Origin of the sequence: Falsirhodobacter sp. alg1 (genome assembly GCF_000739715.2) — a bacterium.
Lineage (GTDB): Bacteria > Pseudomonadota > Alphaproteobacteria > Rhodobacterales > Rhodobacteraceae > Falsirhodobacter.
Genome location: NZ_BBJC02000002.1, coordinates 165116 through 176569 on the forward strand (window position 1 = coordinate 165116; position 11454 = coordinate 176569).

An 11454-nucleotide genomic window follows, 5' to 3' on the forward strand; every position below is an offset into this window, starting at 1 on the left:
CGGCCCCGGAGAAATCCGGGGCCTTTTTCATTTCCGGACATCGAACTGCATGGAACTCAGCGTTACCGATCTTGCCTGTCAACGCGGCGGTGCCCTTGTTCTGCAAAATCTGAATTTTGTCATTCCGTCAGGTCGCGCTTTGATCCTGCGGGGCCGGAACGGGGCTGGAAAGACGACATTGCTCCGGACGCTGGCAGGACTTCAGCCCCCGTCTTGCGGTCATATCAAAGTCCCACCCGATTCAATCATCTACTCAAGCCATTCCGATGGTGTAAAGGATATGCTGACGGTTGCAGAAAATCTGATGTTCTGGGGGAATGTATTCCAGAAGCCTTATGCAAACGCGGCGCGCCAGATGAATCTGGATGGCCTTCTGTCCCGGCCCGCCCATTCGTTGTCCGCAGGGCAGAAACGACGCTTGGGCCTTGCGCGTCTGTGCATCAGTGATCGCCCGATATGGTTGCTTGATGAACCGACCATCTCCCTTGATGCCGCGTCGGTTGCCTTGTTTGAAATCATGCTGCGTCTCCATCTTCAGAACGGTGGAATGGCAATTATCGCAACCCATGTGGATTGCGGCGTTGATGACATGATCTTGGATCTCGGCCCGTTCCGCCCCGTCAAGCAGTTGCTTCCCGATGGCTTTGACGAGGCTTTCCTATGATTGCCGTCCTGACCCGGGATCTGAAGCTGGCGATCCGCTCTGGCGGTGGCTTTGGTCTGGGCCTTGCATTTTTTCTTCTGATCGCAGTCCTGACGCCCTTGGCTGTTGGAGCCCAATCCGATCTGCATGCACGTATGGCACCCGGCATATTGTGGCTCGGCGCGCTGCTGTCCTGTCTGCTGTCACTGGACCGGATTTTTGCGCTGGATTACGAGGATGGTTCGCTGGAGCTTCTGGCAACCTCACCCGTCCCGATGGAGGGTCTGGTTGCCATGAAATCCCTCGCCCACTGGATCGTAACCGGCCTGCCGCTGACGTTGCTCGCGCCTGTTCTGGGCATCATTCTGGCCCTGCCGGCAGAGGGTTATTTCTGGCTGGTCGTCTCCCTTGCCTTGGGAACGCCCGCCCTATCCCTGATCGGGGCATTCGGGGCAGCATTGACCGTTGGCCTGAAACGCGGCGGATTATTGCTGAGCCTTCTCGTATTGCCCCTCTACGTCCCCACCCTGATTTTCGGGGCAGAGGCTGTCAGGGCGGGCACCAGCGGCCAGCCGGCAACGACCGCGCTCATGTTCTTGGCGGCGATTTCCGCTGGATCGGCGGCCCTGCTTCCTTTTGCCTCGGCGTACGCGCTGCGGATCAACTTAAGATAGGTTGCAAGGCCTCTCCAAAAGGATCATCACCACCTCATGTCGATCTGGCGCTATGCAAATCCTAGGCAGTTCATGCATCTTTCAGGGCGTTTTCTGCCTTGGGTCGCAGCAATTGCCGCGATCACCCTTGTTGCAGGACTGTTCTGGGGTTTCTTCCTGACGCCTGATGATTACCGCCAAGGTTCCACGGTCAAGATCATCTACCTCCACGTCCCGACCGCTTTGATGGCCATCAACGGCTGGTTCATGATGCTGGTCGCATCGCTCATCTGGCTGATCCGGCGCCATCATGTGTCGGCCTTGGTGGCAAAAGCTGCTGCGCCCGTCGGGATGACCATGACCCTGATCGCACTTGCAACAGGGGCAATCTGGGGGGAACCGATGTGGGGTACCTGGTGGGCCTGGGACCCCCGATTGACGTCATTCCTCATCCTGTTTCTGTTCTACCTCGGATATCAGGCTTTGTGGCATGCCATTGATGATCCGGACACGGCGGCGGATCTTACATCCGTCCTGTGCATTGTCGGGTCCGTTTTTGCCCTGCTGTCCCGATATGCCGTGCTGTTCTGGAACCAGGGGCTTCATCAGGGTGCCAGTCTTTCGCTGGATAGCCAGCAGCATGTGGACAATGTCTTTTGGGTGCCGCTGGTCATATGTATGTGCGGCTTCGGCCTCGCATTTCTGGCTCTGGTTCTTGTTCGCACCCGTACGGAAATACGCTCTCGCCGTCTTCAGGCGCTGTTGCTTCGGGAAAGGATGGCGTGAATGCCCGATTTGGGAAAATATGCAGACGCCGTACTGGCCGCATACGGAATATCCCTTTGTCTGCTGGCGGCCGTGATCGCACTGTCGTGGATACAATCCACAAGAATGCGCCGCCGCCTTGAAGAGGTAGAAGGGCGATCTTCGGAATGAAGCCGCTTGTGTTTTTGCCCCCCCTGATTTTTGCGGCACTCGCAGGACTTTTTTATGCGGGAATGATGCGCAATGATCCCGAAGGTTTGCCAACGGCTTTTGCCGGAAAAGCATCTCCCGAGATCGTCGTAGATCCATTGGGCAATTATCCGACCCCCGAAACTGCGACCTTTGACGATGGCCATGTGAAACTTGTCAATTTCTGGGCAAGCTGGTGTGCGCCTTGCCGATCAGAGCATCCGCTTCTGGAAAAACTGGCAGCAGAAGGCATGACTATTGTTGGAGTAAACTATAAAGATCAGCCGGCAAATGCATTGAATTTTCTAGATGAACTGGGAAATCCATTTTCCTCTGTCGTATCGGACACAACTGGTCGAACGGGCGTCAACTGGGGCCTTTATGGTGTGCCGGAAACGTTCATTCTGAATGGAAACGGCCAGATCATTGCCCGGATGGCAGGCCCTATCACGCCGGAAAATATTGAAACCGTTCTACGCCCGGCCTTGGCAAAGGCGCAGTAACCCTTTTCGACCACCGCCAAACTGGTTACCCTTTGCTGATATACCAACAAGGGGAAAATTCCATGAGCGATATCACACGTATCGATTGCGGCCACCGGATGAGCGAAGTCGTTATCCATAACGGCACCGCATGGCTGGCAGGTCAGGTCGGAAGCGGTGCAACAGTTGCCGAGCAGACTCAGGACGCATTGGCTGAAATCGACGCACTGCTCGGGCGTATCGGCACGGATAAATCCCGGCTTCTCATGGCACAGATATGGCTGGCGGATATCGCAGACTTCGAAGAAATGAACGCAGTCTGGGATGCATGGGTTGCGCCCGATGCCGCACCGGCGCGTGCGACGGGAGAGTCCAAACTCGCCTCGCCGCACTACCGTGTCGAGATAATCGTTACAGCTGCGGTTTAACGCAGATATTCGACCAGCTGGCGTGTCGATCCGTCTTTATCATCGGGTGATGCGCCTTCCAGGATCGGCTGCAGGGCAAGGGCCAATTCCTTGCCCAGCTCAACGCCCCATTGATCGTAGGAGTTGATGCCTAGAATGACCCCCTCCACAAACACCCGATGTTCATATAGCGCCACGATCTGACCCAAAACAAACGGCGTCAGCTTGGGGTAGCACAGCGTGGTCGAAGGACGATTTCCCGGAAATACCCGGTGCCTTGCCTGACGGTCCAGCTCTGCACCCTCAAGCCCCTTTTTCTTCATGATTGCCGTGGTTTCGGCCAGCGACCGCCCCCGCATCAACGCTTCGGACTGTGCAAGGCAGTTGGCAACCAGCAGCAAATGCTGATGTGCCAGTTCGGGTTCATGACCTTCACGCCCCACAAGGAATTCACACGGAACAATCCGCGTACCCTGATGGATAAGCTGGTAGAAGGCGTGTTGACCGTTCGTGCCCGGCTCTCCCCATACAACAGGGCCGGATGGAATGGTCAGATCAGCGCCATCCATGGAAACGCGTTTTCCGTTCGACTCCATCTCCAGCTGTTGAAGATAGGCAGGCAAACGCGCCAGACGCTGTTCGTAAGGCAAAACGGCACGGGTTGCATAATCGCAGATCTGGTTGTGCCAGATACCCACCAGCGCAAGCAGGATCGGCAGGTTCTCTTCGGGCTTTGCATTGCGGAAATGGGCATCCATTGCCGCAGCACCAGCTAGGAATTGATCAAAATCATCGGCACCGATGGCCAGCATGATCGACAGCCCGATCGGGCCCCAAAGCGAATACCGCCCTCCGACCCAATCCTCGAAACCAAATACGCGTTCCGCATCGATGCCAAAGGCTGCCGTCTTTTCCAGCGACGTGGATACAGCGGCGAACTGCGTTGCCGGTTCGGCAACCTCTTTTGCCATCCATGCCTTTGCCGTTTCGGCATTCGTCATCGTCTCGATAGTCGTAAAGGTTTTGGAAGCGACGATGACCAGCGTGCTTTTCGGGTCCAAACCGGCCAGAACATCGGCGATATGTGCGCCATCGACGTTTGACACAAAATGGCACCGCAGCTTTTCCGCATAAGGCGATAGCGCGATGCAGGCCATGGCCGGACCAAGGTCAGACCCCCCGATCCCGATATTCACGACATCGGTAATCTGGCCGCCTGCGCCTTGGAAGCGCCCGGAGCGGACATCCTCGGTAAAGGATTTCATCCGTCCGTAAACTTCGCGCAGGGCCGGTGTGACATCCTCGTTATCAACCAGAACCTGATCGTTCATATTGCGCAGGGCCGTATGCAGCACCGCACGATTTTCAGTCTCGTTGATCCGCGCGCCCGAGAACATGGCAGCTCGTTTCGCATCCAGATCGGATGTTTCGACCAGTTTCAGCAGCAGCGACAGGCCGGTTTCGCAGATATTGGTTTTCGAATAATCAAACAGCAAGCCGTCGGCGCGGGCAGAAAACGCCTTGGCGCGATCGTCGTCAAACAGGGTAAAGATCGGCCGATTATCCACCATACGGTGGTGATCACGAAGCGCCTGCCAATTATTCATACCAACTCCCTTTGGAAAATATCATTCAGCCCAATGCACGGAAAGGTTAGGCCAGACCGCGCGGATCGGGGCATCGACCGGTGACAATTTCTCCGCCCGCTCCAACGCTGCCCGTTTTTCCGCCCCTGTTATCAGAAGGTGCGTGGAAAACGCTTCTTTCAGCGGTTTTGCCGTCAATGTGATGCGCGGCTCGTCCGCTGCCTGCGCCCGCATTGGCAACAGCAAGGGCGCCTTGTCTGAAAGCGCCTCTTCCAGCCTGTCGGCGCCCGGGAACAACGATGCCGTATGCATATCGTTGCCCATACCCAGCAAAAGTACCGAAATCGGCAGATGTGGCGCGAGCCCCTCGGATAGACCGCCAAGAGCCTCTTCCGGAGTCCCCTCATCCGAATAAAGCGGAACGTATTTCGCGCCTGCCGCCTTGCCCGTCAGCAACCGCTGCTTGATCAGGCGGGTATTGGAGCGCGCATTATCTTCGGGCACCCAGCGTTCATCGTTGAGGAAAACGGTTACATTCTCCCAATCAAGATCCACGCCGGACAGCGTATCAAAAATCGGGCCGGGCGTCGTACCCCCCGGAACGCAAAGCGTCGCCTTGCCCTCACGGCGCAGAAAATCCGCCAGTTCGCTGGCGATCTTGTTCGCCAGATTCAGAAACAGAAATTCCCGATCGGGATATTCGTTGAAGTTCATTCCTTGATCTCCCTCCACCGGCGACCGTCGCGATGCATCAGCATAAGCGCGTCATCCGGCCCCGAGGTTCCGGGTTGGTAAACATGCGGGCGCTCGCCCCGGGCTTCCCATCCTTCGATGACAGGATCGGCCCATGCCCAGGCTGCCTCGACCTCATCGCCCCGCATGAACAACGTCTGGTTCCCACGGATCACATCCATGATCAGCCGTTCATAGGCATCGGGAATATCCGTTCCCTCTTCACCAAGCGCCTGCGCGAACGACATGTCCAGCGGCACCTGCACCAGACGCATCCCGCCCGGCCCCGGTTCCTTGATCATCACCTTCAGGTTGATCCCCTCATTCGGCTGCAGGCGGATCACCAAAACGTTTTCACGGCTTCCATCCGGATCATCAAAGATGGAATGCGGCGGGCGGCGGAACGTGATCGCGATTTCGGATGTCCGCGCGCGCAGCCGTTTGCCGGTCCGCAGATAGAACGGCGTGCCCTTCCAGCGCCAGTTCGCAATCCCGACCTTCATCGCTATATAGCTTTCCGTGCGGCTGTTCGGATTTTCCGAATCCTCGATATATCCGGGCTTTCCGCCCTGCGATGCATATTGACCGCGCACGATGTCTTCGGGGCGTACCTTTTCCAGCGCCCGGATGACCTTCAGCTTTTCATCGCGAACCGCATCGGGATCGAAATGATAGGGCGGCTCCATTGCGATCAGACACAGCAATTGCATCATATGGTTCTGGACCATATCGCGCATGGCCCCCGAAGTATCATAATAGGCACCACGACCATCCACGCCGACCGTTTCCGCCACGGTGATCTGCACGTGATCGATATATTCGGTTTTCCAGAGCGGTTCGAACAGGATGTTGGCAAAACGGATCGCCATCAGGTTCTGAACGGTTTCCTTGCCCAGATAGTGGTCGATCCGGTAGATCTGCTGTTCCGGGAAGTGGCGTGCCAGAACCTCGTTCAGCGATCGCGCTGTTTTCAGATCCTTGCCGAAGGGCTTTTCGACCACGATCCGGCTATCGGCATTCGCGATGTTGAACTCGCACAGACGTTGCGCAAGATCGCCGAACAGCGATGGCGCGACCGAGAAGTAATGGGCATGGATGACGCCTTCACGCATCATCTCACCCAGCTCCACCCAGCCTGCTTCCCCTTTGGCATCCACGGCAACATAGCGGATATGGGTCAGAAAGGCGGCAAGCGTTGTAGCGTCCCGCTTTGAAGCGGGCAGGAATTCTTCGACCGATGCACGGACAAGATCGCGGAATCCGGCCTCATCCAGTTCGGAGCGCGCCGCGCCGATGATCTGGCTATCCTCGGGGATCTGGCCTGCAAGATATCTGCGGTACAGGCTCGGCAAAATCTTGCGTCGGGCCAGATCGCCGGTCCCGCCAAAAATGACAAGATCAAACGGATCAACGGGAATAGTCCGTGACACCATGCCAAAGTCTCCTGCAATCGCACCAAGTCCAGAGACAGAGTGTTAGCGTTACCGATCCTGCAAGTCTAGCGCGGCACCCGGAGAATTTCGATCCTCGCAGGTATTCAACCGTCCAGCTCGCTATCCCAATAGAGAAAGTCCATCCATGTCTGATGTAGCTCCCCTACCGGAAACGGCAAGCGGCGCGCGGAGGCATCAAGCTGATAACCCGTTGGGCGGAAAGGCTCTCTCATCAGACGCATATTCGCTTGGGCCGGCGTACGATTGGCCTTGCGCAGATTGTCGGCGCTACAGGAAGCCACGATGTTCGTCCACTCCGATCGCCCCCCTTTGCTGCGGGGAACCACGTGGTCGAATGTCAGATCTTTTGCCGGAAGACGTACGCCGCAATACTGGCAGCGAAATTCATCCCGCAAGAAAACGTGATACCGCGTAAACGCGACATTGCGGCGCTTGCGATAATTCTTGAGCGCGATGACGGCGGGAATTTCAAATTCCGATGTAGCCGAGCGAACCGTGACATCATCGTAGGTCTTGACCTGGATAACACGATCCTGATGCACCGCCACGAATGCATCCTGCCAATTCCATACGGACAGCGGCGCCCAGCTCAATGGTTGCATGTCCGCATTCAGCACAAGTGTACGAAGGTTTCCGATCGGCTGGTTCATCTAACCCCCTCCGAAAAACAACAAAAGCGCGTGAAGACCACGCGCTTTTCCAGAAATTCCATGTTTGACAATGCCCTACGCTGTAACGCAGGTTGCTTTCCAGCACTGTTTCGCTGCCTGGATATGGCTTTCATACGCAACACCTCCGGATAAAGCGACGGAGTAACGTCACCCCGTCACCTTCATCCACTATATATGGCGTCCGAACTCTGACAAGCCCCATGCTGCAAGGATCGAACGCCACAATACCTAGTGTCACCTCGTGACAGCCGTATGACTTCAGGTCAGCCGATCGCGAAGAAACGACAGTGCAACCGCCTGCCCATCCGGAGCGATGCCATGGGGGGTACCCTTCATCACATGCCCGAACGTCTCAAAGCCTGCCGCCACCAGTGCATTTCCGGCAACCGCCATCTCCTCGAACGGCACCACGGGATCTGCATCACCGTGGATCAGCAGAACGGGCGGGCGTGTGACCGTATCTGCCTCCAGCTGTTCAGGCGAAAGAAGCTTACCCGAAAAGCCGACAATCCCTGCCAGAACATCGCTTCGCCGGGGGCCGACATGAAGCGCCATCATCGTCCCTTGGGAAAAGCCCACCAGCGCCACCCGATCCGCGCTCACCCCCTCCTCGGTCATACGTGCATCCAGAAAGGCATCCAGTGCCACGGTTGCACGTGCCAATCCCCCCTGCATCTCCTCTTCGGAAGATCCGTCGATACGCGGGATGGGAAACCATTGCCGTCCGAATGCACTTGCCGCGCATGGCTCGGGCGCGTCCGGGGCGATAAATACCGTACCCGGAAGATGCTTTGCCAAAGGCGTTGCCAGATCCAGCAGGTCCGCCCCGTCTGCACCATATCCGTGCAGGAACACGACCATGCTTTGCGCGCTGCCACGGGCCGCCCCTTTCCGTCCGTACTTCAAGGCTCTGGTCATGTTTCCTCCAATTTCATGGATCAGGGGCGTCCGGTCATGGCACGCCACAACAGCCCGCCACGTTTGCGCGCTTCGGATATCTGCAATGTCCCGGCTTCGACACGTTCAGGGTATTGCTGCGCCTGCTGCAAGATGCCTTTTGCCTGCCACGCGGTCCATAGGGCGGGTGCAACCCTGCGGGAAACACCCCCGCCGTCACGCAACCGCATCAACCCGCGGGATGCAAGGTCCGTCATCTTTTCGGCGGGCAATGGCTGACGTCCACGAGCGCGCAATTCAGGCACGGCCCGCAGCAATGCCGCCAATCCGCCTGCCCAAGCCGTGGCCCGAACCCGAGGTTCGTCCTTGGCGTCCGCCCCCAAGGCCAGCGCCGACAGCCACATCAGGTGGCCCGACGTGCGATCCAGATAGGCATCGAACTCGGCAACCGAAGCGAATGGATCGCGGTAGATATCCCACCGCCGCGCCTCGGCCATATCCGCCAGCAACTCCTTGGGAAGGTTTTGCGCCGTGACCAGATCAGCCAACGGAGAGGCAACCTCATGGGCGCGGATATCGCCCTCGCCAATGTCCATCGCCACATCCTGCCACCATTGAAGGCGCATTTCCGCAATCATGGATTCGGCGCTTACCCAAGGGGCGCGGGAAACCTCGATGTTGAACGCATAAAGCGGCAGCAGACGGGCGCGTGCCCAGACCGGGGCCGCCATGACCGTGGCGAAACGGTCCACGTCGCCCCGAGCTACCAGTTCAGCGCAGGCATCCAGAGTCACTTCAGCGCCTGCAGTCGGGCAAGATCGAACGAGGGGGCCAGCGTCCATTCCACACCTGTCGGCGTATCCTTTACCACCACGCCGGCGGCGGCAAAACCGTCACGCAAGGCATCGGCACGGGCAAAATCCCGATTGGCACGCGCTGCACTGCGGGATTCCAACAGCTCGGCAATCAGTTCCGAAACATCGGCCGACGGTCCCGCCGTTTCCGCCCATGCGCCCATATCCGGCTCCAGCAGACCCATCAGCCGTGCCGATGCCGCCAGTGCCGCAGGATCGGACCCTGCCAACCGGTGCAGTTCGGCCAAGGCACCAGCCGTGTTCAGATTTTCTGCCAAGACGGCCACAAACCGTTCGTCCGGTACCGACGCTTCGACCCCGTCGATCAGGCCGCGCCACTTGCGCAAGGTCGCTTCCGCCTGTTCGGCCTTTGCAACAGTCCAGTCCATCGGTTTTCCGTAATGCGTTTGCAGCATCACAAAGCGGATCACCTCCCCCGGCACCCCCTGATCCAGCAGATCGCGTACGGTAAAGAAATTGCCCAAGGATTTGGACATTTTCCGCCCTTCGACCAGCAGCATTTCATTATGCAGCCAGTTCCTTGCAAAATCCGACTCCGGATGGGCACAGCAGCTTTGGGCAATCTCATTTTCATGGTGCGGGAATTGCAGATCGATCCCCCCCGCATGAATATCGAAGCTGGCACCAAGCAGATCATGCGCCATGGCCGAACATTCTATATGCCACCCCGGCCGCCCGCGCCCCCAGGGGCTGTCCCAACCCGGTTGATCGGGTGTGGAGGGTTTCCATAATACGAAATCCATTGGATCCCGCTTGAACGGCGCCACCTCTACCCGTGCCCCGGCGATCATGTCATCGACTGACCGGCCAGAGAATTTACCGTAGGCAGGATAGCTGCGCACGTCGAACAGGGCATGGCCCTCTGCCTCATAGGCGTGGCCTTTGGAAACCAGCACCTCGATCAGGCTGATCATCTGGGCGATGTAGTCGGTTGCCCGGGGCTCGGCTGTCGGACGCAGAGCACCGACCGCATCCATATCATCGTGATACCAACCGATGGTTTCGCGGGTGATATCGCCAATCGCCCGCCCCGTCTTGGCGGCACGCTCGTTTATGCGGTCATCCACATCGGTAAAATTGCGCACATAGGTTACGTGATCCACGCCATACACATGGCGCAGCAACCGGAACAGCGTGTCGAATACGATAACGGGTCGCGCGTTCCCCAGATGGGCGCGGTCATAGACGGTGGCACCACAGACATACATCCGGACGCTTGCAGCATCAATCGGGGTGAACCGTTCGCTCTGGCGGGTTTTGGTGTTGAACAGCGTGATCGGTGTCATGTGATGGCCTCCATTACGCATCGGTTATCAAAGGGCGTAAGGGATGAAAATATAAAAGGGCGCAGGTTTCCCTGCGCCCTCCCAATATCCGGATCTGTCAGCAGATCAGAATTTGTAGGCAGCTTTGAACTGGATCGTAGTCGGGTTGTAATCAACACCGGTGTCGTCGAAATCGTCAAAGCCGTAGGTCGAAACCTCACCACCCAGGATGACGTTCGGTGTGACAGCGTAGTCTACGCCCAGACCGACCACATAGCCGGAGTCGGAGTAGCTTTCGTTGTTCACGTCGATGTCAGCCGATGCGATACCAGCCGATGCGTATACCAGCGTACGGCCCAGGTCGTAGCCGACTTGACCACGGATGGAGCCGACTTGGTCCATCTTGATCGCGTCGTTCTCGCCAGCCATGTCAGCCGAGTTGTACTCGCCGACTACGCCCAGAACCGTGTTGCCCAGATCCCAACGGTATCCGGCATGCACACCACCGATAGCGCCGTCGCCGTCAACCGAACCACCGTCGCCGTAGCCGACTTGCGCACCGAGGTATGCGCCTTCCCAGTCGCCCGTTACCGGAGCGATGACAACAGGTGCCGGTGCCGCAACGATGGGCTCAGGCGCGGGAACAACCGGGCCACCAGCGAATGCGGCAGGCGCAGCAACAATAGCGGCAGCGCCAAGGGCGAGAACTGCAACACGTTTCATATTCAATCTCCATTCTTTCCAGCCGGCGGCATTGCCTCACAGCTCTGCATTGGAATTGGTTATTTTCTCGCCGATTGCCAGTGCCAGTTTTTTCACGAATTCTTGAATGTCC

The 11454-nt window shown here is 57.8% G+C and carries 14 protein-coding genes; 6 read left to right on the plus strand and 8 right to left on the minus strand.

Annotated features, from left to right (window positions below):
- The first annotated feature begins 49 nt into the window (after positions 1 to 49).
- The 6 genes from ccmA to TR36_RS05005 all read left to right on the plus strand — a co-directional run bounded on the left by ccmA (position 50) and on the right by TR36_RS05005 (position 3160).
- Positions 50 to 664: a heme ABC exporter ATP-binding protein CcmA gene (gene ccmA, locus TR36_RS04980; protein WP_045389642.1), complete on the plus strand. Its 615-nt coding sequence runs from the start codon at positions 50 to 52 to the stop codon at positions 662 to 664.
- Positions 661 to 1317, plus strand: a complete 657-nt coding sequence (ccmB, locus tag TR36_RS04985) for a heme exporter protein CcmB (RefSeq protein WP_062762574.1) — start codon at positions 661 to 663, stop codon at positions 1315 to 1317. The genes ccmA and ccmB overlap by 4 nt, the downstream gene beginning before the upstream one ends.
- Before the next feature lie 36 nt (positions 1318 to 1353).
- Positions 1354 to 2082: a heme ABC transporter permease gene (locus TR36_RS04990; protein WP_045389637.1), complete on the plus strand. Its 729-nt coding sequence runs from the start codon at positions 1354 to 1356 to the stop codon at positions 2080 to 2082.
- Positions 2083 to 2232, plus strand: coding sequence for a heme exporter protein CcmD (gene ccmD, locus TR36_RS04995; RefSeq protein WP_045389634.1), 150 nt, complete (start codon positions 2083 to 2085; stop codon positions 2230 to 2232).
- On the plus strand, positions 2229 to 2753 hold the full coding sequence (locus TR36_RS05000) for a DsbE family thiol:disulfide interchange protein (protein WP_153010496.1): 525 nt from the start codon (positions 2229 to 2231) through the stop codon (positions 2751 to 2753). The genes ccmD and TR36_RS05000 overlap by 4 nt, the downstream gene beginning before the upstream one ends.
- Before the next feature lie 62 nt (positions 2754 to 2815).
- Positions 2816 to 3160, plus strand: a complete 345-nt coding sequence (locus TR36_RS05005; protein WP_045389631.1) for a RidA family protein — start codon at positions 2816 to 2818, stop codon at positions 3158 to 3160.
- On the opposite strand, the gene pgi is transcribed toward TR36_RS05005, so the two are convergent.
- The 8 genes from pgi to TR36_RS05045 all read right to left on the minus strand — a co-directional run bounded on the left by pgi (position 3157) and on the right by TR36_RS05045 (position 11342).
- Positions 3157 to 4746, minus strand: coding sequence for a glucose-6-phosphate isomerase (gene pgi, locus TR36_RS05010; RefSeq protein ID WP_062762576.1), 1590 nt, complete (start codon positions 4744 to 4746; stop codon positions 3157 to 3159). The genes TR36_RS05005 and pgi overlap by 4 nt on opposite strands.
- 21 nt (positions 4747 to 4767) lie before the next feature.
- Positions 4768 to 5439 carry a 6-phosphogluconolactonase gene (gene pgl, locus TR36_RS05015; RefSeq protein ID WP_045389626.1) on the minus strand — a complete coding sequence of 224 codons (672 nt, stop codon included), beginning with the start codon at positions 5437 to 5439 and terminating at the stop codon, positions 4768 to 4770.
- On the minus strand, positions 5436 to 6890 hold the full coding sequence (gene zwf, locus TR36_RS05020) for a glucose-6-phosphate dehydrogenase (RefSeq protein WP_045389623.1): 1455 nt from the start codon (positions 6888 to 6890) through the stop codon (positions 5436 to 5438). The genes pgl and zwf overlap by 4 nt, the downstream gene beginning before the upstream one ends.
- 104 nt (positions 6891 to 6994) lie before the next feature.
- Positions 6995 to 7561, minus strand: a complete 567-nt coding sequence (locus TR36_RS05025) for an HNH endonuclease (protein ID WP_045389620.1) — start codon at positions 7559 to 7561, stop codon at positions 6995 to 6997.
- A 279-nt stretch (positions 7562 to 7840) separates the two neighbouring features.
- Positions 7841 to 8500: an alpha/beta hydrolase gene (locus tag TR36_RS05030; RefSeq protein ID WP_045389617.1), complete on the minus strand. Its 660-nt coding sequence runs from the start codon at positions 8498 to 8500 to the stop codon at positions 7841 to 7843.
- Positions 8501 to 8520: 20 nt separating this feature from the next.
- Entirely contained in the window at positions 8521 to 9273 is a 753-nt protein-coding gene (locus TR36_RS05035) for a squalene/phytoene synthase family protein (protein ID WP_062762578.1), read from the minus strand.
- Positions 9270 to 10640: a cysteine--tRNA ligase gene (gene cysS / locus TR36_RS05040; protein ID WP_062762580.1), complete on the minus strand. Its 1371-nt coding sequence runs from the start codon at positions 10638 to 10640 to the stop codon at positions 9270 to 9272. The genes TR36_RS05035 and cysS overlap by 4 nt, the downstream gene beginning before the upstream one ends.
- A 105-nt stretch (positions 10641 to 10745) precedes the next feature.
- Positions 10746 to 11342, minus strand: coding sequence for an outer membrane protein (locus tag TR36_RS05045; RefSeq protein WP_045389611.1), 597 nt, complete (start codon positions 11340 to 11342; stop codon positions 10746 to 10748).
- Between the last annotated feature and the right edge of the window lie 112 nt (positions 11343 to 11454).

Excerpts from the sequence above, each read along its gene's own strand:
- zwf (WP_045389623.1), bottom strand. The coding sequence starts at position 6,890 with ATGGTGTCACGGACTATTCCCGTTGATCCGTTTGATCTTGTCATTTTT.
- TR36_RS05005 (WP_045389631.1), top strand. The coding sequence starts at position 2,816 with ATGAGCGATATCACACGTATCGATTGCGGCCACCGGATGAGCGAAGTC.
- ccmA (WP_045389642.1), top strand. The coding sequence starts at position 50 with ATGGAACTCAGCGTTACCGATCTTGCCTGTCAACGCGGCGGTGCCCTT.
- ccmB (WP_062762574.1), top strand. The coding sequence starts at position 661 with ATGATTGCCGTCCTGACCCGGGATCTGAAGCTGGCGATCCGCTCTGGC.
- cysS (WP_062762580.1), bottom strand. The coding sequence starts at position 10,640 with ATGACACCGATCACGCTGTTCAACACCAAAACCCGCCAGAGCGAACGG.
- ccmD (WP_045389634.1), top strand. The coding sequence starts at position 2,083 with ATGCCCGATTTGGGAAAATATGCAGACGCCGTACTGGCCGCATACGGA.
- TR36_RS05045 (WP_045389611.1), bottom strand. The coding sequence starts at position 11,342 with ATGAAACGTGTTGCAGTTCTCGCCCTTGGCGCTGCCGCTATTGTTGCT.
- TR36_RS05030 (WP_045389617.1), bottom strand. The coding sequence starts at position 8,500 with ATGACCAGAGCCTTGAAGTACGGACGGAAAGGGGCGGCCCGTGGCAGC.
- TR36_RS05025 (WP_045389620.1), bottom strand. The coding sequence starts at position 7,561 with ATGAACCAGCCGATCGGAAACCTTCGTACACTTGTGCTGAATGCGGAC.
- TR36_RS05000 (WP_153010496.1), top strand. The coding sequence starts at position 2,229 with ATGAAGCCGCTTGTGTTTTTGCCCCCCCTGATTTTTGCGGCACTCGCA.
- pgl (WP_045389626.1), bottom strand. The coding sequence starts at position 5,439 with ATGAACTTCAACGAATATCCCGATCGGGAATTTCTGTTTCTGAATCTG.
- TR36_RS04990 (WP_045389637.1), top strand. The coding sequence starts at position 1,354 with ATGTCGATCTGGCGCTATGCAAATCCTAGGCAGTTCATGCATCTTTCA.
- pgi (WP_062762576.1), bottom strand. The coding sequence starts at position 4,746 with ATGAATAATTGGCAGGCGCTTCGTGATCACCACCGTATGGTGGATAAT.